Raw genomic sequence first — 20,718 nt, forward strand, 5'->3', positions numbered from 1 at the left:
ACGGACCGGACAGGCGTTAGTGCCACCCACCGCACCCGACCGGACAGGCGTTCGTGCCGCCCACCGCTGCCGACCGGACAGGCGTTCGTGCCACCCACCGCACCCGACCGGACGGGCGTTCGTGCCACCCACCGCACCCGACCGGACGGGCGTTCGTGCCGCTCAGGCCAGGCTGATGACGACCGTCTTGGTCTGGGTGAAGCCGGCCAGCGCCTCGATGCCCTTCTCCCGGCCGTAGCCGGACTGCTTGAAGCCGCCGAAGGGCAGCTCCACGCCGCCACCCGCGCCGTAGGTGTTGACGAAGATCTGTCCGGCCTCGACCTGGGCGGCCACCCGGTGGGCCCTGGCGAGGTCGCGGGTCCAGATCGCCGAGATGAGGCCGTAGTCGGTGCCGTTGGCCAGCGCGACCGCCTCCTCCTCGTCCGAGAACGGCAGGGTCACGAGCACCGGTCCGAAGACCTCCTCCTGGGCGATGGCCGAGTCGGGGTCGACACCGTCGATGAGCGTCGGCAGCCAGTAGGCACCCTCGGCGAGCGCTCCGTCCTGCGGGGCCGAACCACCGACGACGACCTCCCCGGAGCCGGCGTTCTCGACATACCCGCGCACGCGGTCCTGCTGCTTGGCCGAGACGAGCGGACCCAGGTCGGGGTCGTCGGTGCCACGTCCCAGACGGGTCGTCCGGAAGCGCTCGGCGATCTTGCCCACGAGCTCCTGCCGCACGCTCTCGTGCACGACGAGGCGGGATCCGGCAGAGCAGGTCTGGCCGGCGTTCTGAAGTATGGCGCGGGTCCCGAAGTCCGCGGCCCGGTCGAGGTCGGCGTCGGCGAAGACGATCTGCGCTGACTTGCCGCCGAGCTCGAGCACGGTCGGGACGACGCGCTCCGCTGCGGCGTGGGCGACCGCCGAGCCCGTCTGCGTCGAGCCGACGAAGCCGAGGTGGGCCACGCCGGGGTGCGCGGTGAGTGCAGCGCCGGCCTCCGCACCCAGGCCCGGGACGACGTTGACGGCGCCCGCGGGGATCCCGGCCTCCACCGACAGCCGCGCGAGCGCGAGTGCGGTGCGCGGGGTCTCGTCGGCCGGCTTGAGCACGATGGCGTTGCCCGTCGCGAGCGAGGCCGCGATGGAGCGCGAGGCGAGCTGGAGCGGGTAGTTCCAGGCCACGACGCTGCCGACGACGCCGAACGGCTCGCGCCTGGTGTAGACGTGCAGGTCGGGGCCGATCGGGATCGCCTGGCCGTAGAAGGCCTCGATGACGCGCCCGTAGTAACGGAAGTAGCGCGCGGCGACCGTCACGTCGGTGCGCGCCTGCGACAGGGGCTTGCCGGTGTCCTGCGACTCGGTGAGCGCGAGCTGCTCGCGGTCGCGGTCGACGAGGTCGGCCAGCCGCTGGAGGGCGTCCGCGCGGTGCTCGGTCAGCGTGCGGGCCCACCCGGGTTGGGCCGCCGCGGCGGCCTCGACCGCGCGGTCGACCTCGGCCTCGCCGCTGCGGGCCACCGCCCCGATGACCGAGCCGTCCGCCGGGTCGACGTTGTCGTAGGTGACGGACACCGGGACGTCCTGGCCGTCGATGAAGGGGAGCGCGGTCTGCATACCCGCACGGTAGCGGCGCCGCCGGACAGGCCTTGACGTAGGGTCCGGCAGGCAGCCCTCGGACGCAGATCGGCCGCCGTCCCGCAGGGCGGGTCGGCGGCCGATGTCGTTGCGCCCCCGGCAGGATTCGAACCTGCGCTCCCGCCTCCGGAGGGCGGTGCTCTATCCCCTGAGCTACGGGGGCAACAGCGAGCAACTGTACCAGCCCCGAGGCCCGATCCTCGCACCCCTAGACTTGATCGGGTGACTCCCGAGCAGCTCGCGCAGGCCCTCCGCACCGTCCTGTCCGACGTCGTCGCCGCAGGCGACCTGGGCGTCCCCGTCCCGGACGCCGCGAGCGTGCGCGTGGAGCGACCGAAGAACCGCGAGCACGGGGACTGGTCCAGCAACATCGCGCTGCAGCTCGCCAAGGGCGCCGGTATGCCGCCGCGTGAGCTGGCAGAGGTCGTCGCCACCCGCCTCCGCCAGGTGGGCGGTGTCACCACGGTGGACGTCGCTGGTCCCGGTTTCCTCAACATCACCCTCGACGCCGCCAGCGCCGGTGAGCTGGCGCGCACGATCGTCGAGGCGGGGGAGGGCTACGGCACCAACGACTCGATGGTCGGCCGCACCATCAACCTGGAGTTCGTCTCCGCCAACCCCACCGGACCGCCCCACATCGGCCACACCCGGTGGGCGGCGCTCGGCGACGCCCTCGGCCGGCTGCTGCGCGCGAGCGGCGCGGACGTCACGACCGAGCACTACATCAACGACTTCGGCGGCCAGATGGGCAAGTTCGCCGGCTCGATCCTGGCGCGCGCCAAGGGTGGCCCGGACGCCGAGGTCCCTGAGGGTGGCTACCCGGGGGAGTACGTCACGGACGTGGCCCAGCAGCTGCTCGCCGAACGTCCTGACCTCCTCGACCTGCCCGAGGACGAGGCGATGTCGGTCGCCCGTGAGCGTGGCTACGCGCTGATGATGGAGCGCATCCGGACGATCCTGCACGAGTTCAACGTCGACTTCGACGTGTGGTTCTCCGAGTCCACCCTTCACGACGGCGGCAAGGTCGAGGAGGCCGTGGCACGCCTGCGGGAGCAGGGGCACGTCTTCGACCAGGACGGCGCCGTCTGGCTGCGCACCACCGACTTCGGGGACGACAAGGACCGGGTGATGATCCGGTCCAACGGTGAGCCGACCTACTTCGCCGCGGACGCCGCCTACTACCTGGACAAGAAGGACCGCGGGTTCACCGAGAAGGTCTACATGCTCGGCGCGGACCACCACGGCTACGTCGGGCGGCTCAAGGCGATCGCGGCCTGCGCCGGCGACGACCCCGAGAAGAACATCGAGATCCTCATCGGGCAGCTGATCAACATCAGCGGCGAGCGGATGGGCAAGCGCCGCGGCAACGCGATCTTCCTCTCCGACCTCATCGAGTGGATCGGCTCGGACCCCGTCCGCTACTCCCTGGCCCGCTTCCCGGCCGACACCCCGCTCGACCTCGACGGCGAGGAGCTGCGCAAGCGCTCCAACGACAACCCGGTCTTCTACGTGCAGTACGCCCACGCGCGGACCTGCAACGTGGCCCGCCTGGCCGACGAGGACGGTGTCCGCCGCGAGGACGGCTTCGACCCGGCGCTGCTCACGCACGAGACCGAGGCGACCCTGCTCGCGGCGCTCGGCGACTTCCCGCGCGTGGTCGCGCAGGCCGCGCAGCTGCGTGAGCCGCACCGCGTCGCGCGCTACCTGGAGGAGCTCGCGGGCTTCTTCCACAAGTGGTACGACGAGTGCCGCGTCCGCCCCGTCTCCGCGGACGAGGAGATCACCGACCTGCACCGGTCGCGCCTGTGGCTCAACGACGCCACGCGACAGGTGCTGGCCAACGGCCTGGGCCTGCTCGGGGTCTCCGCGCCCGAGCGCATGTGACCCGGCCTCCCGCACGCACCCGACCATGACGACGTCGTTCCTCAAGTAGTGGAGTTCCTGCTGTGACCACCCCTGTCCGTGTCGCCCTGCTCGGCGCCGGCACCGTCGGTGCCGCCGTCGCCCGTCGCCTCGTCGAGCGCGCCGACCTGTATGCCGCTCGCGTCGGCAGTCCGCTCGAGCTGGTCGGCGTGGCCGTGCGCGACACGAGCCGAGTGCGGGACGGCGTCGACCCCGCCCTGCTCGTGCAGGACGCGGAGGCCCTCGTCGACCAGGCCGACGTCGTCGTGGAGGTCATGGGCGGCCTGGACCGGGCTCGCGAGCTGATCGAGCGCGGCATACGCAACGGCGCCCAGGTGGTGACCGCCAACAAGCAGCTGCTCGCCCACCACGGGCCCGCGCTGGAGGCGCTTGCCGCCGAGGCCGGGGTGGGGCTGGACTACGAGGCGGCGGTGATGGCCGCGATCCCGGTCGTCGCGGTCGTGCGTGACTCGCTGGCCGGCGACGTGGTGACCTCCATCTCGGGCATCGTGAACGGGTCGACCAACTTCGTGCTCGACCTGGTCGCGCGCAAGGGGGTGCCGTTCGAGGAGGCCGTGCGCCTGGCCGGCGAGCTCGGCTTCCTGGAGGCGGACCCGACCGAGGACCTGGAGGGTCTGGACGCTGCGGCCAAGATCGTCCTGCTCGCGCGGGCTGCCTGGGGTGCTCCCCTGACCCTGGCCGACGTGCAGCGCCGGGGGATCACCGGCCTGACCGACGAGGACTTCCGCACCGCCTCGGCCAACGGCAAGGTCATCAAGCTGGTGGCCTCTGCGTGGACCTCGGGGGCGCAGGACGCGCCGCGGGTCGAGCTCGCGGTGCGTCCGGTCGCCCTGCCCCAGGACGACCCGCTGGCCCAGGCGCGCGAGGGCTCCAACGTGCTCATCGTCGAGGCCGAGTCGGCCGGCACGCTGCGTCTCCACGGCGCCGGTGCCGGCGGCGACGAGACCGCCTCGGCCGTGCTCGGCGACCTCGTGCGCGCCGCGCGGCGCGTCACCCGCGCCTGACGCCTCGCTGGCCCTGCCCCGAAGGGGGAGGTGCGCGAGGCGTCGCTGCGGGGCGGGCCGAGGGGCGTGTTATCGTGAGCGTGCCCCGGAGGCCGACTGACGGCTCCGTGGGCTACGGCGCGGAGCGACGTCGTTCGACGTTCACGCTGATCCACATCCAGGCTAGGCCGTCCCGGCTGGTCGTGTCCGTGCCCGTTCCCAGTTCATGCGCCGTTCGAGGCAGCACGAACCTCACCCAGCACCCCACGCCCGGCGTTGGCCGGGGCTATCGGGGAAGGAAGCAGAACGCGTGACCGACACCACCGCCGGGACCAAGACCGGGTCCCTCAGCACGCTTCGCCTGGCCGAGCTGCAGCAGCTCGCCCAGAGCATGGGAATCTCCGTCCAGGCCAAGATGCGCAAGGCCGACCTGGTCTCCGCCATCCGGGCGCAGCGCGGCGGCGCCGACGTGAGTGCGCGGGCGGGTGCCGGCCGCGCCGCCGCTCCGGCCCGCGACACGGCCGAGCAGCCCGCCGCCGCGCCCACCGCTCCTCCGGCCGCAGCACCGGTCTCCACCACCGCTGACGAGAGCCCGAGGTCCACCGACGGCCTCTCCGACGGGACCGCTCAGCTGGAGGCCGCGCTCGACCACGCGCAGGCCCAGCGCGAGGGTGGCCGTCGCAGCCGCCGTGCGGGCTCGGAGGCCGGCGCGCCGCGCCAGCGTCAGGGCGAGCAGTCCCAGGGCGACCGCTCGAACGACACCCAGCAGGGCCAGCGTGAGCAGGGCCAGCGTGAGCAGGGCGCCAGGCGCCAGGGCCAGGGCGCTGACCGCGACGGCCAGCCGGGTCAGGGCCAGCGTCAGCAGGGCGAGCGTCACCAGCAGCAGGGCGACCGCGCGCAGGACGACCGCACCCAGCAGCAGGGCAACCAGCAGCAGGGCAACCAGCAGCGTCACGACTTCGACGACGAGGACGGCGAGGGCGGCCGTCGCCGTCGCCGCAGCCGCCAGCGCGGCCGTGACCGCAAGCGTGGCCGCGGCTCGGTCGGGACCGACCAGCCGCAGAACGGCCGCGGCACCCCTCCCGAGGAGGAGGGTTACACCGAGGAGGACGTGCTCGTCCCCGTGGGTGGTGTGCTCGACCTGCTCGACTCCTACGCCTTCATCCGCACGACCGGCTACCTGCCCGGCCCGACGGACGTCTACGTCCCGCTGGGCGTGGTCAAGAAGTACGGCCTGCGCAAGGGTGACGCCGTCCAGGGCGTCATCAAGGCCCCGACCGAGGCCGGCGACAACCAGCACACCGTGTCCTCGACCGGCAACAAGCGCGACCGCGGCAAGTTCAGCGCCCTCGTCCGCCTCGACGCGGTCAACGGCAGGTCGCCCGAGGAGGCGCGCAAGCGTCCGGAGTTCGCCAAGCTGACCCCGCTCTACCCGCAGGAGCGCCTGCGTCTGGAGACGGACCAGAAGAACCTCACGACCCGGGTCATCGACCTCGTCGCCCCGATCGGCAAGGGTCAGCGCGGTCTGCTCGTCGCCCCGGCCAAGGCCGGCAAGACGCTGATCCTGCAGTCGATCGCCAACGCGATCAGCACCAACAACCCGGAGTGCCACCTCATGGTCGTCCTCGTGGACGAGCGTCCCGAGGAGGTCACGGACATGGAGCGCGCCGTCAAGGGCGAGGTCATCTCCTCGACCTTCGACCGCCCGGCCGACGACCACACCACGGTCGCCGAGCTGGCCATCGAGCGGGCCAAGCGTCTCGTCGAGCTCGGCGGTGACGTCGTGGTGCTCCTCGACTCGATCACCCGTCTGGGCCGCGCCTACAACCTGGCCGCGCCGGCCTCGGGCCGCATCCTGTCCGGTGGTGTGGACTCGGCCGCCCTCTACCCGCCCAAGCGCTTCTTCGGCGCCGCGCGCAACATCGAGAACGGTGGCTCGCTCACCATCCTCGCGACCGCGCTCGTCGAGACCGGTTCCAAGATGGACGAGGTCATCTTCGAGGAGTTCAAGGGCACGGGCAACATGGAGCTCAAGCTCGACCGCCAGCTCGCCAACCGCCGCATCTTCCCGGCCGTCGACGTCAACTCCTCGGGCACCCGCCGCGAGGAGATCCTCATGGGCGCCGAGGAGCTGAAGATCATGTGGAAGCTGCGCCGGGTGCTCTCCGCGCTCGACCAGCAGGCCGCGCTGGAGCTGCTCCTCGACCGGCTGCGCAAGACCAAGCACAACTACGAGTTCCTCAGCCAGGTCCAGCAGACGAGCTCCATCAAGCTCGACGACGAGGACTGACCGCCCGACCGTGGCGGGGCCGGGAATGTCCGGCCCCGCCACGTCGTTTGGGAGCATGCTGCCCCCCGTGGCAGAATGTTCCGCTGGCCCACCGGTTCACGGCGCGCGACCGCGCTGCCGACCCGGGGGAGAGACCATCCAAGGGAGAACCATGAAGAAGGACATCCACCCGGCGTACGTCGAGACCCAGGTGACCTGCACCTGCGGCCACACGTTCACCACCCGGAGCACCGCGACCTCGGGCAGCATCAGCGCCGACGTCTGCTCCAACTGCCACCCGTTCTACACCGGCAAGCAGAAGATCCTCGACACCGGTGGCCGCGTGGCCCGCTTCCAGGAGCGCTACGGCAAGAAGGCCGCCAAGTAAGTCTTCCGACGCCGACCCCGCGACACCGCGGGGTCGGCGTTCGCCGTTCCCGGCCCTTGTCGATCCAGCCCCACCAGGAGGTATGACGTGCCCGCCCCCTCGCCCTTCGCCTCCGCCCTCCCGCTGGTCGAGGAGCACGCCGACATCGAGCACCAGCTGGCCGACCCCGCCGTGCACGGCGACCCCACGGCCCTGCGCCGCCTGAACAAGAGGTACGCCGCGCTCGCCCCGACGGTCGCGGCATACCGGGCCTGGCGCAGCGCGACCGACGACCTGGAGGCCGCCCGGGAGCTGGCGGCGGACGACCCGTCCTTCGCCGAGGAGCTGCCGGCGCTCGAGCAGACGGCCTCCGAGGCCGCCGAGTCGCTGCGGCGCCAGCTGGTGCCCCGCGACCCCGACGACGACCGTGACGTCATCCTGGAGGTCAAGGCGGGGGAGGGCGGCGAGGAGTCGGCGCTGTTCGCCGGCGACCTCATGCGCATGTACCTCCGCTACGCCGAGCGTCGCGGCTGGCGGACCGAGCTGCTCGACGCGACGGTCTCCGACCTCGGCGGCTACAAGGACGCGCGGGTGGCCATCCAGGCGACCGGCACGCCCGGCCCCGGCGAGGCGCCCTGGGCCCGGCTGAAGTACGAAGGCGGCGTGCACCGCGTGCAGCGCGTGCCGGTCACCGAGAGCCAGGGCCGCATCCACACCTCTGCCGCCGGCGTGCTCGTCATGCCGGACATCGGGGACGACGAGAGCATGGCGGAGGTCGTCCTCGACCCGGCAGACCTCAAGATCGACGTCTTCCGCTCCTCCGGCCCGGGCGGGCAGTCGGTCAACACCACCGACTCTGCCGTGCGCATCACCCATCTGCCGACTGGCCTGGTCGTCTCCTGCCAGAACGAGAAGTCCCAGCTGCAGAACAAGGAGTCCGCCCTGCGCGTGCTCCGGGCCCGGCTGCACCAGATCGCGGTGGAGGAGGCCGAGGCGGCAGCCAGCGAGCAGCGCCGCAGCCAGGTCCGCACCGTGGACCGCAGCGAGCGCATCCGCACCTACAACTTCCCGGAGAACCGCATCGCCGACCACCGCACCGGTTTCAAGGCCTACAACCTCGACCAGGTGCTGGACGGCGACCTCGACCCCGTGGTGCAGTCCGCGGTCGACGCCGACGAGGCCGCGCGCCTCGCGGCCACGTCGGTATGACGTTCACGCTCGACCGGGTGCTGCGCTCGGCCGCCGCGCAGCTGGGCGATGCGGGGGTGCCCAGCCCGGCGGTCGACGCCGAGGTGCTCCTCGCGCACGTCCTGGGTGTCGACCTCCCGGACCTGCGCCGCTCCCGGCTGATGGGTGAGCTGCTGCCGGAGGGGGCGGACACGGCATACCAGGACCTGCTGGTGCGCCGCGCGACGCGCGTGCCGCTCCAGCACCTGACCGGCACCGCGTCCTTCGCCGGGCTCGACCTCCAGGTCGGGCCGGGCGTCTTCGTGCCCCGGCCGGAGACCGAGCTGCTCGTCGAGCTGGCCGTCGCCGCGCTGGAGGACCTCGACGCCCCGACGGTCGTGGACCTGTGCACCGGTTCGGGCGCCGTCGCCCTGGGCGTCGCGCGCCGGAGGCCCGACGCCCGGGTGGGTGCCGTGGAGCTCTCGCCCGACGCGCACCGGTATGCCGTGGCGAACGTCTCCCGCTCCGGCCTCGCCGTCGACCTGCGGCTGGGGCCGGCGCAGGAGGCGTTCGGGGACTGGCTGGGGCAGGTGGACGTGGTGACGAGCAACCCGCCGTACATCCCGCCGGGCATGGTGCCGGTGGACGTGGAGGTGCGCGAGCACGACCCGGAGCTGGCGCTCTACGGCGGTGGCGAGGACGGGCTCGACGTGCCACGCGAGGTCGCGGCCCGCGCCGCGGAGCTGCTGCGCCCGGGCGGCGTGCTGCTCATGGAGCATGCCGACGTGCAGGGCGTGACGCTGCCGGCGACGCTCATGGCGGCCGGTTGCTGGGCGAGCGCGGATGACCATCGCGACCTGGCGGGCCTGCCCCGGGTGACGCGGGCCGTCCGCACCCGCTGAGAGGGCCGCGCACGACGACGGCCCCCGTCCGTCAGGACGAGGGCCGCGTCGTTGAGAGGGTTAGTGCATCACAGCGCGTTCATCAGCCAGATCACCAGCACGATGATCAGCAGGATGCCAACGATCGTCCAGATCAGACCACTACCACGCATTGCGTCACTCTCCTTCTGTCGTCGAGGCGCAGGGAATGCGCCTCGTCCCACCGGCCACTCTTGACGAGCGGCCCGTGGCTCGCAACTCTAAATGCCACCTGTCACGCGGTGCAGCCAAACTCGCCGACGGTGCGAAGATGTGAGACTGGACCGCGGGGCCGCCTGCGGCACCCGCACGCGCTCGCCCCACCGAGAGGACCCCATGGCTGGCTCGCCGCTCCAGGACCGCCTGCTCGACTGCACCGACCCCGAGCAGCGCGAGGCTGCGCTGGAGGCGGCCGCGGCCGCGGTACGCGCCGGCAAGGTCGTGGTCCTGCCCACCGACACGGTCTACGGGGTAGGTGCCGACGCCTTCGACGTCGTGGCGGTCGCCATGGTCCTGGCAGCCAAGCACCGCGGCCGGGAGATGCCGCCGCCGGTGCTCGTGCCCAACCCGCGGACGGTGGACGGCCTCGCGCTGGACGTGCCGATGTACGCCCGCATCCTCATGCGCCAGTTCTGGCCGGGCCCGCTCACGCTCGTCCTGCGCGCGCAGCCCTCGCTGCAGTGGGACCTGGGGGAGACCAACGGCACCGTGGCCCTGCGGATGCCCGACGACGAGGTCGCGCTCGCCCTGCTCGCCGAGGTCGGCCCGATGGCGGTGACGAGCGCCAACGTGACCGGCCAGCCGGCCGCCCAGACCGGCCAGGAGGCGCTGGACCAGCTCGGCGGGGCGGTCGCCACCTACCTCGACGACGGTCCGCGCACCGGCGGTCTGCCGTCGACGATCCTCGACTGCACGGGGGAGGAGCCCGTCGTGCTGCGGCTCGGGGCGCTGTCGACGGAGGAGATCCGTGGCGTGCTCGGCACGACCCGACTCCTCGACGAGCCGCCCTCGTCGGCCGAGGAGGAGGAGCCCGTGACGGGTGCGGAGGAGTCCGCGACGGCCGAGGAGGGGTCCGCGACGGCCGAGCAGGCGGCCGAGAGCTACGCCCCGGCCGCGGAGCCCGCCCCCGGCGGCCTGCTCCCCAGCGGGGTGGTGGTCCCCTCCGGGGCCGTCCACCTGCTGCACCCCTAGAGTGTGCGCATGACTGCAGTGACGCCCGACACCTACTACGGCCCCGACTTCGGAGCGCTCCTCGAGCAGGACCCCGAGATCGCCGGCCTCCTCGTCTCCGAGCTCGACCGCCAGCGCAGCGGGCTGCAGCTCATCGCGAGCGAGAACCAGACCAGTCCCGCGGTGCTCGCGGCCCTGGGCTCGACCCTGTCGAACAAGTACGCCGAGGGTTACCCGCACGCCCGCTACTACGGCGGCTGCGCGGAGGTCGACAAGGTCGAGGACCTGGCGATCGCCCGCGCCAAGGCCCTGTTCGGCGCCGAGCACGCCAACGTCCAGCCGCACTCCGGCGCCAGCGCCAACCTCGCCGTCTACGGCGCGTTCGCCGCGCCGGGCGACACCGTGCTGGCGATGTCGCTGGACCACGGCGGCCACCTGACGCACGGCTTCAAGGTGAGCTTCTCCGGCAAGTGGTTCAACGCCGTCCACTACGGCGTCTCGCAGGAGACCGAGGACATCGACTACGACCAGGTCGAGAAGCTCGCCAAGGAGCACCGCCCGAAGATCATCCTGGCCGGCGGCTCCGCGATCCCGCGCCTCATCGACTTCGAGCGCTTCCGCGCCATCGCCGACGAGGTCGGTGCGATCTTCTGGGTCGACGCGGCCCACTTCATCGGCCTGGTCGCCGGCAAGGTCATCCCGAGCCCGGTGCCGCATGCCGACGTCGTCTCCTTCACCACCCACAAGGTGCTGCGCGGCCCGCGCGGCGGCGCGATCGTCTGCAAGGAGGAGCACGCCAAGAAGATCGACCGCGCGGTGTTCCCGATGATGCAGGGCGGTCCGCTCATGCACGGCGTCGCCGGCAAGGCCGTCAACTTCGCCGAGTGCGCCACCCCGGCCTACCAGGCCTACGCCCAGGGCGTCCTGGACAACGCGCGGGTCCTCGCCGACACCCTCGGTGAGCTGGGCATCCGCCCCATCACCGGCGGCACCGACACCCACCTGTCGCTGCACGACCTGCGCGGCGTGGGCGTCACCGGGGTGGACGCCGAGGCCCGTTGCGACGCGGCCGGCATCGTGCTCAACAAGAACGCCATCCCCTTCGACCCGGAGAAGCCCAACGTGGCCTCCGGCATCCGCGTCGGCAGCCCCTCGGTGACCACCCAGGGGATGGGCACCGAGGAGATGAGGACGGTCGCGCAGCTGATCCACAGGGCGGTCACCGAGGGCGACGCCGATCCCGAGCACGCGGTCACCCGCGAGGTCCGGGGTCAGGTCACCGAGCTCCTCACCAGCTTCCCCGCCTACCCCGAGCCCGCGGCGCGGTGACCCCCTGACCTGGCGCGCGCCATACTCCCGGGCGGGTATGCCGCGCGCCAGGTGATGTCTCATGCGCGAGTTCCTCATGGTGCTGCTCACGGCGGCGGTCGTGACGTACCTGGCCACGCCCCTCGTGCGCCGGCTGGCGCTGCAGCTGGGGGCCATCACCGCGGTGCGCGACCGGGACGTGCACACCGTCCCGATCCCGCGGCTCGGTGGCGTGGCGATGCTCATCGGCTTCGCGGCAGCCGTGGTCCTGGGGCGGATGCTGCCCTACCACGGTCAGCTCCTCGAGACCTCCCCGCAGCTGTACGGCGTGCTGATCGGCGCGGCGATCATCACGCTCATCGGTGCGCTCGACGACGTCCGTGAGCTGGACTGGCTGACCAAGCTGGCGGGGCAGGCGATCGCCGGCGGGGTGATGGCCTTCTTCGGGGTGCGGCTGCTCTCGCTCCCGATCGGCGGCGTGACCTACCTGCCGGAGCCGGTGATGGTGACGCTGACGATCCTGGTCGTGGTGATCTCGACCAACGCGGTGAACTTCATCGACGGTCTCGACGGGCTGGCCGCGGGCGTCGTGCTGATCTCGGCCTCGGCCTTCTTCGGCTGGTGCTACCTCGTCAGCTCCACCTTCGACCCGCCCAACGTCTTCTCCATGGCGACCTTCATCAGCGCCGCCATCGTCGGGGTGTGCGCGGGCTTCCTGCCACACAACTTCCATCCGGCGCGGCTGTTCATGGGCGACGCCGGCGCCCTGCTGCTGGGTCTGCTGCTCGCGGCCGCCACCATCTCGATGACCGGCTCCGTGGACCCCAGCTCCTCGGTGGCGAACACCTCGGCGCTCACCGCGATCCTGCTGCCGGTCGCCATCCCGGTGGCCATCCTCGCCCTGCCCTTCCTCGACATCGTGCTGGCCGTCTTCCGGCGCACCCGGGCCGGCCAGCTGCCGTGGAAGCCGGACCGGGGCCACCTGCACCACCAGATGCTCGACATCGGCCACAGCCACCGCCGCGCCGTCGTCCTGCTCTACCTGTGGTCCGGCCTGATCGCCGCGGGCACGGTGTCCTTCGCCTTCCTGCCGGCGTGGCTGTCGGCCGTGGGGATCGTGGCGGTGCTCGGCGTGGCGATCCTGCTCACCCGGCCCTCCCGGACACAGACCCCTGACCAGGCACTTCGGTGAACAGGCGATCTTGTGATAACTTTCACAAGACCCCGCCGCCACCCGACTGACGGAGCCTTCCCCTGATGACCGCATCCGCACCGACGCGAGCCGAGCGCACGCCGCTGCGGTCGATGCTGGTCGGGGGACTAGTCCCCACCCTCCCGCTCCTCGTCGTGGTGCCGCTGCTGGCCTGGGCGGCTGCCGGTGAGTGGGCGGGCGTGTCGGCCGCCCTCGGCGCGGTGATCTCCCTGGTCGTCTTCGTCCTCGGCGTCGTCGGGATCCGCGGCGTGCTCGCCGGTCCCACCGCGACGACCATGGCCGGGGCCTTCGCGGTCTTCGTGGTGCAGATGGGCGTGCTCGCCGCCGTGATCTGGTCCCTGGGCCAGACCACCTGGCTCGAGGTCGTGCCGCTCGTGATCGCTTTCGTGCTCGTCGGTCTGGTGTTCCAGGCCGGTCTGGTCGTGGGCTACCTGCGCTCGCGCAGCACCCTCGACGTCCAGCTGCCCGGGTCGGCCGCATGAGCTACCCCGAGCCCGAGGTCGAGGGCATGGCCCGGCAGACCGACGCCGCCAACGCGGTGCTCGGCTACCTGCTCGCCGGCCCGCTCGGCTTCGGTGCCCTGGGTCTGCTCGGTGACTACCTGCTCGGCACCTGGTTCTTGCTGCCGGTCGGCGTCGTGGCGGGGATGGTCCTGTCCATGTACGTCATCTGGCTCAGGTACGGTAAGACATGACGACGGTGTCCCGATCGGACCGTGCCAGGTCCCTGCGTGCCATCGAGCGCGCCCAGACATCCGTAAGCAACCCTGTGGAGGAGAACGCGTGAGTGCGACCATGGCGGCCGTAGGCCTCGTCCTGCCGATGGCCGAGGAGGGCGAGAGCCACTTCCCGCCCACCCCGGGCGACTTCTGGCAGCCGATGTTCGCCATCCCGGGCACCGACTACTACTTCACGCGCCCGATGGCGCTGCTCGCCATCGCGACCGTGACGCTGATGGTCTGGCTCTGGCTGACCACCCGCCAGGCAGCCGTCGTGCCGAGCAAGGGCCAGTGGCTCACCGAGCAGGTCTACAACTTCGCGCGCAACGGCATCGCCCGCGACATGATCGGCAGCCGCGACTTCATGCGCTTCGTGCCGTTCCTGTTCGCGATGTTCACGTTCATCCTGCTGAACAACCTCTTCGGCATCATCCCGCCGTTCCAGAACCCGACGATGGCGCGCATCGGTTTCCCCATCGGCCTGACGGCGATCGTCTACGTCGTCTACCACTGGGTCGGCATCAAGCACAAGGGCGGACTTGGCGCCTACCTCGGCTCGCTGCTGCCCAGCGGGCTGCCGGGCTGGATCAAGCCGTTCATCCTCTTCCTCGAGCTGATCACCTTCTTCATCACCCGGCCGCTCACGCTCGCGCTGCGACTCTTCGGCAACATGTTCGCCGGCCACATGCTCCTCGTCGTCTTCATCGTCGGCGGCTGGTACATGTTCAAGACCTTCGAGCCCGGCCTGATGGCGGTGGCGATCCCCGCCTGGGTCCTCGGCGGCGCGCTGACCGTGTTCGAGGGGCTGATCCAGTTCCTGCAGGCCTACGTCTTCACGCTGCTCGCGGCCTCCTACATCGGGGGCGCGCTCGCCGACGAGCACTGAGCACGGGCGTGTCGAGCACCGACCTCCTGACCGACAACTGAATAACGCAGTACAGCTCCGACGCCCGTCCGGTGGGCGTCGGGACCACACACAGAAAGAGATTCGACGTGACTGGTGACATCACCCTCCTCGGCTACGGCCTGTCCACCATCGGCCCGGCCATCGCCGTGGGTCTGATCTTCGCCGCCTACATCAACGGTGTCGCGCGTCAGCCCGAGGCCCAGGGCAAGCTGCAGCCGATCGCCATCCTCGGCTTCGCGCTGGCGGAGGCCCTGGCCATCTTCGGTCTGGTCCTCTTCTTCATCGCGTTCTTCGTCGGCTGACGACGAACCTGTCTGTCCCAGACCCGTCCGACAGCCCCACGGCAGCCGCTGCTGCTGAGGCTGGAAGACCCCTACACGTGAGGAGCCGCTCGTGGAGTTGACCACGATCGCGTCGGGCGTCCTGATGGCGTCCGAGGAGGCCGAGCCCATGGGCGCCGGGGAGCACGCCATCCCGATCCTGCCCTACATGCCGGAGCTCATCTTCGGCCTGATCATGTTCGGCATCTTCTACTGGTTCGTGGCCACCAAGGTGGTCCCGAACCTCGAGAAGGCCTACGCCGAGCGCACGGCCGCGATCGAGGGCGGCATGCAGGCTGCGGAGCAGGCCCAGGCCGAGGCCGCCGCCGCGAAGAAGCAGTACGAGGACCAGCTCGCCGACGCGCGCGCCGAGGCTGCCCGCATCCGCGAGCACGCCAAGGAGCAGGGCGCCCAGATCGTCGCCGAGATGCGCGGTCAGGCCCAGGCCGAGGCTGCCCGGATCAGCGAGACCGCGGGCAAGCAGATCGAGGCCGAGCGTCAGCAGGCGATGGTCCAGCTGCGCGGTGAGGTCGGTCAGATCTCGACCGACCTGGCGAGCAAGATCGTGGGCGAGTCGCTCCACGACGAGGCTCGTCAGCGCGGGATCGTCGACCGGTTCCTGGCCGACCTGGAGGCGGGCTCGATCCAGCCGGAGAAGCTCGGCACGGGCGAGGGCCGCTGATGGACAGCACGTTCCGTCGCGCCTACCAGGAGGCCGAGGCCGCCCTGGGCGAGGTGCTCGCGCACGAGGGCGGGAGCGTCGACGCCGCGCGGCTGGCCGACGAGGTCTGGTCCGTCGCGCACGTCGTTGACGCCAACCCGACCCTGCGCCGGAACCTGGCGGACCCCTCCCGGGAGGGTGCCGACAAGGCCGCGCTGGCCGAGCGCCTGCTCAACGGCAAGGTCGGCGTCGGCGCCGTGCACGTCGTCAAGGCCGTCGTGGCGCAGCGCTGGAAGGAGCAGGGCGACCTGGTCTCCGCGCTGGAGCGCCTCGGGGTCGAGGCCGTGCTGACCCACGCCCAGCGCAACAACCGCCTCGGTCAGGTCGAGGACGAGCTGTTCCGGTTCACCCGCATCGTCGAGTCCACGCCGGACCTCCAGGCCGCCCTGAGCGACCGTCGGGCCCGGCCGCAGGCCCGCGCGGCGCTCGTGGACCGGCTGCTGTCGGTCAAGACCGCACCCGAGACCGTGCGCCTGGCCACCCAGGCCGTCGCCGGCACCCGTGGGCGGCGCTTCGACCGGGCCCTGGCCGCCTACCTCGAGCAGGCCGCCGCCCGGCAGAACGCCGTCACGGCCACCGTGACCACCGCGGTGCCGCTGTCCGGCGAGCAGCTGGACCGTCTGGTCGGCGTCCTGAGCCGCCAGTACGGCCGCCAGGTGCACGCCAACGTCGTCATCGACGAGGACGTCGTCGGTGGCATCAAGGTCGAGATCGGCGAAGAGGTCCTGGACGGCACCGTGAGCACCCGCCTGTCCACGGCCCGCCGTCTGATGACCACCTGAGCACTGCCACCGCACACCCCCCCAGCACCACGAGCACGGGCCGGCGACCAGATCACCGGGCCGACGACGAGGAGAAGAGACATGACGGAGCTTTCGATCCGTCCGGAAGAGATCCGCGACGCACTGGACCAGTTCGTCCAGTCCTACGAGCCGAGCGCCGCCTCCCGCGAGGAGGTCGGGCGCGTCGTCGACGCCGGTGACGGCATCGCCCACGTCGAGGGCCTGCCCTCGGTCATGACCAACGAGCTGCTGCAGTTCCAGGACGGGACCCTCGGCCTGGCGCTGAACCTGGACGTCCACGAGGTCGGTGTCATCGTCCTCGGCGACTTCTCCGGCATCGAGGAGGGCCAGGAGGTCCGCCGCACGGGCGAGGTCCTCTCGGTCGCCGTCGGTGACGGCTACCTGGGTCGCGTCGTCGACCCGCTGGGCAACCCGATCGACGGTCTCGGCGAGATCGCCACCGAGGGTCGCCGCGCGCTCGAGCTGCAGGCTCCCGGCGTGATGATGCGCAAGTCGGTGCACGAGCCGCTGCAGACCGGCATCAAGGCCATCGACGCGATGATCCCGGTCGGCCGTGGCCAGCGCCAGCTGATCATCGGTGACCGCCAGACCGGCAAGACCACCGTCGCGGTCGACACGATCCTCAACCAGAAGGCCAACTGGGAGTCGGGCGACCCGAACAAGCAGGTCCGCTGCATCTACGTCGCCATCGGCCAGAAGGGCTCCACCATCGCCTCGGTGCGTGGCACCCTCGAGGAGGCCGGTGCGCTGGAGTACACCACGATCGTCGCGGCCCCGGCCTCCGACGCCGCCGGCTTCAAGTACCTCGCCCCCTACACCGGCTCGGCCATCGGCCAGCACTGGATGTACCAGGGCAAGCACGTCCTCATCGTCTTCGACGACCTGTCCAAGCAGGCCGAGGCCTACCGCGCCGTGTCGCTGCTGCTGCGCCGTCCGCCGGGCCGCGAGGCCTACCCGGGCGACGTCTTCTACCTGCACTCGCGGCTGCTCGAGCGTTGCGCCAAGCTCTCCGACGAGATGGGCGCCGGCTCGATGACCGGTCTGCCGATCATCGAGACCAAGGCGGGTGACGTCTCGGCCTACATCCCGACCAACGTCATCTCGATCACCGACGGTCAGATCTACCTGCAGTCCGACCTGTTCAACTCCAACGTCCGTCCGGCGATCGACGTGGGTGTCTCGGTCTCCCGCGTCGGTGGTTCCGCGCAGATCAAGGCCATGAAGTCGGTCTCCGGCCGCCTCAAGGTCGACCTCGCGCAGTTCCGCGAGATGGAGGCCTTCGCCATGTTCGCCTCCGACCTCGACGCGGCCTCCAAGGCCCAGCTCGAGCGCGGCGCCCGCATGGTCGAGCTGCTCAAGCAGCCCCAGTCGGCCCCCGTTCCGGTCGAGGAGCAGGTCGCGGTCATCTGGGCCGGCACCAACGGTCACATCGACTCCGTGCCGGTCTCCGACGTCCGCCGCTTCGAGGCGGAGTGGCTGGACTACCTGCGCCGCGAGCAGGCGGGCCTGCTCGCCGGCATCCGCGAGACCGGCAAGCTCGGCGACGACACCGAGGCGACCCTGGTCGAGGCGATGGCTGCCTTCAAGCAGGAGTTCTCCGTGGACGACAGCCACGAGGTCCACGCCGGCAGCAACGAGGACGACGACAACATCGAGGCCCTGGACGCCGACGAGATCGACCAGGAGCAGATCACGGTCCAGCGCCACTGAGCGCGTTCTCCTGCGGGTATGCCGTGCGCGCCCCGCGCGCGCACGGCATACCCGCAGGAGAGCACCGGACCTGACCTGACCTGAACCGTCCAGACCGAGCAGAAACGAAAGAGGCGAGATATGGGAGCGCAGCAGCGGGAGTACCGCAAGCGCAGCCGGTCCGTCCAGTCGACGAAGAAGATCACGCGCGCGATGGAGCTCATCGCGGCCTCCCGGGTCGTCAAGGCGCGTCAGCGCGTCGAGGAGACCACGCCGTACGCACGGGCGATCACCCGCGCCGTGTCGGCCGTCGCCAGCTACTCCGACGCGGACCACCCGCTGACCACCGAGCGTCCCGACGCGACCCGGGCCGGCGTGCTCGTCGTCACGTCCGACCGCGGTCTGGCCGGCGCCTACTCCGCGAGCGTGCTCAAGCGTGCGGAGCAGCTGCGGGAGACCCTGCAGGCCGAGGGCAAGGAGATGGTGCCCTTCCTGGCCGGGCGCAAGGCGGAGGGGTACTTCCGCTTCCGCGGCCGCGAGTACGCCAAGGCGTGGACCGGCTTCTCCGACCGGCCGGACTTCGAGTCCGCCAAGGAGATCGCCGAGACCCTCCTCGCCGAGTTCCTCAAGGGCTCGCAGGAGGGCGGCGTGGACGAGATCCACATCGTCTACACCCGCTTCGTGAGCATGGTCACGCAGGAGGTGCAGGTCGTCCGGATGCTGCCCCTCGAGGTCGTCGAGGCCGCCGAGGTGACCACCGAGGACATCTTCCCGCTCTACGAGTTCGAGCCGAGCCCGGCCGAGGCGCTCGACGCGCTCCTGCCGCGCTACATCGTCTCCCGGGTCTGGAACGCGCTGCTGCAGTCGGCCGCCTCCGAGCTGGCCGCCCGTCAGCGCGCGATGAAGTCGGCGACGGACAACGCCGAGGAGCTCATCAAGACCTACACCCGGCTGGCGAACCAGGCCCGCCAGGCCGAGATCACCCAAGAGATCAGCGAAATCGTGGGCGGCGCCAGCGCCCTCGCGGACGCCAAGTGAGAAGGAAGCATCATGACTGCTACCACTGACACTCCGGCCAGCGACGCCGGGCAGACCACCGGCGGCGTCGGCCGTCTGTCCCGCATCATCGGCCCGGTCGTGGACGTCGAGTTCCCGCCCGGCCAGATGCCCGCGCTCTACAACCTGCTCAAGACCGAGGTCGAGCTGGGCGGGGAGACCAAGGTCATCAACCTCGAGGTCGCGCAGGACATCGGCGACAACATGGTGCGCGCCATCTCCCTGCAGCCGACCGACGGCCTCGTCCGCGGCCAGGCGGTCCAGGACACGGGCGGCCCGATCATGGTGCCGGTCGGCGACGTGACCCTCGGCCACGTGTTCAACGCCACCGGTGACGTGCTCGACCTGGGCCCGGGCGAGACCCTCGAGGTCACCGAGCGCTGGGGCATCCACCGCCAGGCGCCCGCCTTCGACCAGCTGGAGTCCAAGACCCAGATGTTCGAGACCGGCATCAAGGTCATCGACCTGCTCACCCCCTACGTGCAGGGTGGCAAGATCGGTCTGTTCGGTGGTGCCGGCGTCGGCAAGACGGTGCTCATCCAGGAGATGATCGCCCGTGTCGCCCGCGACCACGGTGGTGTGTCGGTGTTCGCCGGTGTCGGCGAGCGCACCCGTGAGGGCAACGACCTCATCGTCGAGATGGAGGAGGCCGGCGTCCTCGGCCAGACCGCCCTCGTCTTCGGCCAGATGGACGAGCCGCCGGGCACGCGTCTGCGCGTCGCGCTCTCCGCCCTCACCATGGCGGAGTACTTCCGTGACGTCCAGAAGCAGGACGTGCTGCTCTTCATCGACAACATCTTCCGCTTCACCCAGGCCGGTTCCGAGGTCTCCACGCTGCTCGGCCGGATGCCGTCCGCCGTGGGCTACCAGCCGAACCTCGCCGACGAGATGGGCATCCTCCAGGAGCGCATCACCTCCACGCGCGGTCACTCGATCACCTCGATGCAGGCGATCTACGTGCCGGCCGACGACTACACCGACCCGGCCCCGGCGACGACCTTCGCCCACCTGGACGCGACCACCGAGCTCTCCCGCCCGATCGCGTCGATGGGTATCTACCCGGCCGTCGACCCGCTGTCCTCGACCAGCCGCATCCTGGACCCGCGCTACATCACGCGCGAGCACTACGACACGGCGGTCCGGATCAAGTCGATCCTCCAGCGCTACAAGGAGCTGCAGGACATCATCGCGATCCTCGGTATCGACGAGCTCTCCGAGGAGGACAAGATCCTCGTCGGCCGCGCGCGTCGCATCCAGCGCTTCCTGTCGCAGAACACCTACGTCGCCAAGCAGTTCACCGGCATCGAGGGTTCGACCGTCCCGCTGGCCGAGACCATCGAGGCCTTCACCAAGGTCGCCGACGGCGAGTACGACCACGTGCCGGAGCAGGCCTTCTTCATGTGCGGTGGCCTCGACGACGTCGAGCGTCAGGCCGCCGAGCTGGAGAAGAACAGCTGATCGCCTGATCCCAGGTATGCCGTGGGGCCGGTGAGTCGACAGACTCGCCGGCCCTTCGGCATACCCGGACCGCGGTCCGCGCTCCTCGCGCCTCAAGGTCAGGACCGTCCCGGGA

General features: G+C 71.1%; 19 protein-coding genes and 1 tRNA gene. 18 read left to right on the top strand and 2 right to left on the bottom strand.

Features of this window, described 5'->3' with window-relative positions; all coding sequences use genetic code 11:
• Positions 1–162: 162 nt before the first annotated feature.
• Both IEV65_RS03060 and IEV65_RS03065 read right to left on the bottom strand, forming a co-directional pair.
• On the bottom strand, positions 163–1,590 hold the full coding sequence (locus IEV65_RS03060; RefSeq protein WP_188428122.1) for an aldehyde dehydrogenase family protein: 1,428 nt from the start codon (positions 1,588–1,590) through the stop codon (positions 163–165).
• Positions 1,591–1,702: 112 nt separating this feature from the next.
• Positions 1,703–1,774 (bottom strand) — tRNA-Arg (locus tag IEV65_RS03065).
• A 59-nt stretch (positions 1,775–1,833) separates the two neighbouring features.
• Here IEV65_RS03065 and IEV65_RS03070 point away from each other — a divergent pair.
• The 18 genes from IEV65_RS03070 to atpD all read left to right on the top strand — a co-directional run bounded on the left by IEV65_RS03070 (position 1,834) and on the right by atpD (position 20,603).
• On the top strand, positions 1,834–3,495 hold the full coding sequence (locus IEV65_RS03070) for an arginine--tRNA ligase (protein WP_188428123.1): 1,662 nt from the start codon (positions 1,834–1,836) through the stop codon (positions 3,493–3,495).
• Positions 3,496–3,557: 62 nt separating this feature from the next.
• Positions 3,558–4,538: a homoserine dehydrogenase gene (locus IEV65_RS03075; protein WP_188428124.1), complete on the top strand. Its 981-nt coding sequence runs from the start codon at positions 3,558–3,560 to the stop codon at positions 4,536–4,538.
• Positions 4,539–4,827: 289 nt separating this feature from the next.
• Positions 4,828–6,807: a transcription termination factor Rho gene (rho, locus tag IEV65_RS03080; RefSeq protein WP_268235324.1), complete on the top strand. Its 1,980-nt coding sequence runs from the start codon at positions 4,828–4,830 to the stop codon at positions 6,805–6,807.
• A gap of 151 nt (positions 6,808–6,958) precedes the next feature.
• Entirely contained in the window at positions 6,959–7,174 is a 216-nt protein-coding gene (rpmE, locus tag IEV65_RS03085) for a 50S ribosomal protein L31 (RefSeq protein WP_188428126.1), read from the top strand.
• A gap of 87 nt (positions 7,175–7,261) precedes the next feature.
• Positions 7,262–8,362: a peptide chain release factor 1 gene (gene prfA, locus IEV65_RS03090; protein WP_188428127.1), complete on the top strand. Its 1,101-nt coding sequence runs from the start codon at positions 7,262–7,264 to the stop codon at positions 8,360–8,362.
• Complete coding sequence (gene prmC / locus IEV65_RS03095; protein ID WP_188428128.1) at positions 8,359–9,222, top strand: peptide chain release factor N(5)-glutamine methyltransferase; 864 nt, start codon at positions 8,359–8,361, stop codon at positions 9,220–9,222. The genes prfA and prmC overlap by 4 nt, the downstream gene beginning before the upstream one ends.
• Before the next feature lie 354 nt (positions 9,223–9,576).
• Positions 9,577–10,431, top strand: a complete 855-nt coding sequence (locus tag IEV65_RS03100) for an L-threonylcarbamoyladenylate synthase (protein WP_188428129.1) — start codon at positions 9,577–9,579, stop codon at positions 10,429–10,431.
• Between the two features lie 9 nt (positions 10,432–10,440).
• A complete protein-coding gene (gene glyA, locus IEV65_RS03105) occupies positions 10,441–11,739 on the top strand; it encodes a serine hydroxymethyltransferase (protein ID WP_188428130.1) in 1,299 nt (432 codons plus the stop codon).
• Positions 11,740–11,800: 61 nt separating this feature from the next.
• Positions 11,801–12,910: a glycosyltransferase family 4 protein gene (locus IEV65_RS03110; protein WP_188428131.1), complete on the top strand. Its 1,110-nt coding sequence runs from the start codon at positions 11,801–11,803 to the stop codon at positions 12,908–12,910.
• 65 nt (positions 12,911–12,975) lie between these two features.
• On the top strand, positions 12,976–13,413 hold the full coding sequence (locus tag IEV65_RS03115) for a hypothetical protein (protein ID WP_188428132.1): 438 nt from the start codon (positions 12,976–12,978) through the stop codon (positions 13,411–13,413).
• Entirely contained in the window at positions 13,410–13,625 is a 216-nt protein-coding gene (locus tag IEV65_RS03120) for a hypothetical protein (RefSeq protein ID WP_229734832.1), read from the top strand. The genes IEV65_RS03115 and IEV65_RS03120 overlap by 4 nt, the downstream gene beginning before the upstream one ends.
• 88 nt (positions 13,626–13,713) lie before the next feature.
• On the top strand, positions 13,714–14,535 hold the full coding sequence (gene atpB, locus IEV65_RS03125; RefSeq protein ID WP_229734834.1) for a F0F1 ATP synthase subunit A: 822 nt from the start codon (positions 13,714–13,716) through the stop codon (positions 14,533–14,535).
• Between the two features lie 107 nt (positions 14,536–14,642).
• Positions 14,643–14,858 (top strand): ATP synthase F0 subunit C, encoded by a 216-nt coding sequence (locus tag IEV65_RS03130; RefSeq protein WP_075957433.1) that lies wholly within the window; start codon positions 14,643–14,645, stop codon positions 14,856–14,858.
• Positions 14,859–14,982: 124 nt separating this feature from the next.
• Positions 14,983–15,558 carry a F0F1 ATP synthase subunit B gene (locus IEV65_RS03135; RefSeq protein ID WP_188429411.1) on the top strand — a complete coding sequence of 192 codons (576 nt, stop codon included), beginning with the start codon at positions 14,983–14,985 and terminating at the stop codon, positions 15,556–15,558.
• Positions 15,558–16,379: a F0F1 ATP synthase subunit delta gene (locus tag IEV65_RS03140; protein ID WP_188428133.1), complete on the top strand. Its 822-nt coding sequence runs from the start codon at positions 15,558–15,560 to the stop codon at positions 16,377–16,379. Before IEV65_RS03135 ends, IEV65_RS03140 begins: the two co-directional genes overlap by 1 nt.
• Before the next feature lie 81 nt (positions 16,380–16,460).
• Entirely contained in the window at positions 16,461–18,110 is a 1,650-nt protein-coding gene (gene atpA / locus IEV65_RS03145; protein WP_188428134.1) for a F0F1 ATP synthase subunit alpha, read from the top strand.
• Between the two features lie 120 nt (positions 18,111–18,230).
• Positions 18,231–19,127, top strand: a complete 897-nt coding sequence (locus tag IEV65_RS03150; RefSeq protein ID WP_188428135.1) for a F0F1 ATP synthase subunit gamma — start codon at positions 18,231–18,233, stop codon at positions 19,125–19,127.
• 12 nt (positions 19,128–19,139) lie between these two features.
• Positions 19,140–20,603, top strand: a complete 1,464-nt coding sequence (gene atpD, locus IEV65_RS03155; protein WP_188428136.1) for a F0F1 ATP synthase subunit beta — start codon at positions 19,140–19,142, stop codon at positions 20,601–20,603.
• Positions 20,604–20,718 lie beyond the last annotated feature (115 nt).

Source organism: Ornithinimicrobium tianjinense (assembly GCF_014636495.1).
In the GTDB taxonomy this organism is placed as follows: Bacteria; Actinomycetota; Actinomycetes; order Actinomycetales; family Dermatophilaceae; genus Ornithinicoccus; species Ornithinicoccus tianjinensis.

Coding starts and splice junctions, on each gene's coding strand:
- IEV65_RS03060 (WP_188428122.1), bottom strand. CDS start 1,590: ATGCAGACCGCGCTCCCCTTCATCGACGGCCAGGACGTCCCGGTGTCC.
- rpmE (WP_188428126.1), top strand. CDS start 6,959: ATGAAGAAGGACATCCACCCGGCGTACGTCGAGACCCAGGTGACCTGC.
- prmC (WP_188428128.1), top strand. CDS start 8,359: ATGACGTTCACGCTCGACCGGGTGCTGCGCTCGGCCGCCGCGCAGCTG.
- IEV65_RS03100 (WP_188428129.1), top strand. CDS start 9,577: ATGGCTGGCTCGCCGCTCCAGGACCGCCTGCTCGACTGCACCGACCCC.
- glyA (WP_188428130.1), top strand. CDS start 10,441: ATGACTGCAGTGACGCCCGACACCTACTACGGCCCCGACTTCGGAGCG.
- IEV65_RS03110 (WP_188428131.1), top strand. CDS start 11,801: ATGCGCGAGTTCCTCATGGTGCTGCTCACGGCGGCGGTCGTGACGTAC.
- IEV65_RS03115 (WP_188428132.1), top strand. CDS start 12,976: ATGACCGCATCCGCACCGACGCGAGCCGAGCGCACGCCGCTGCGGTCG.
- IEV65_RS03120 (WP_229734832.1), top strand. CDS start 13,410: ATGAGCTACCCCGAGCCCGAGGTCGAGGGCATGGCCCGGCAGACCGAC.
- IEV65_RS03135 (WP_188429411.1), top strand. CDS start 14,983: ATGGCGTCCGAGGAGGCCGAGCCCATGGGCGCCGGGGAGCACGCCATC.
- IEV65_RS03140 (WP_188428133.1), top strand. CDS start 15,558: ATGGACAGCACGTTCCGTCGCGCCTACCAGGAGGCCGAGGCCGCCCTG.
- atpA (WP_188428134.1), top strand. CDS start 16,461: ATGACGGAGCTTTCGATCCGTCCGGAAGAGATCCGCGACGCACTGGAC.
- IEV65_RS03150 (WP_188428135.1), top strand. CDS start 18,231: ATGGGAGCGCAGCAGCGGGAGTACCGCAAGCGCAGCCGGTCCGTCCAG.
- atpD (WP_188428136.1), top strand. CDS start 19,140: ATGACTGCTACCACTGACACTCCGGCCAGCGACGCCGGGCAGACCACC.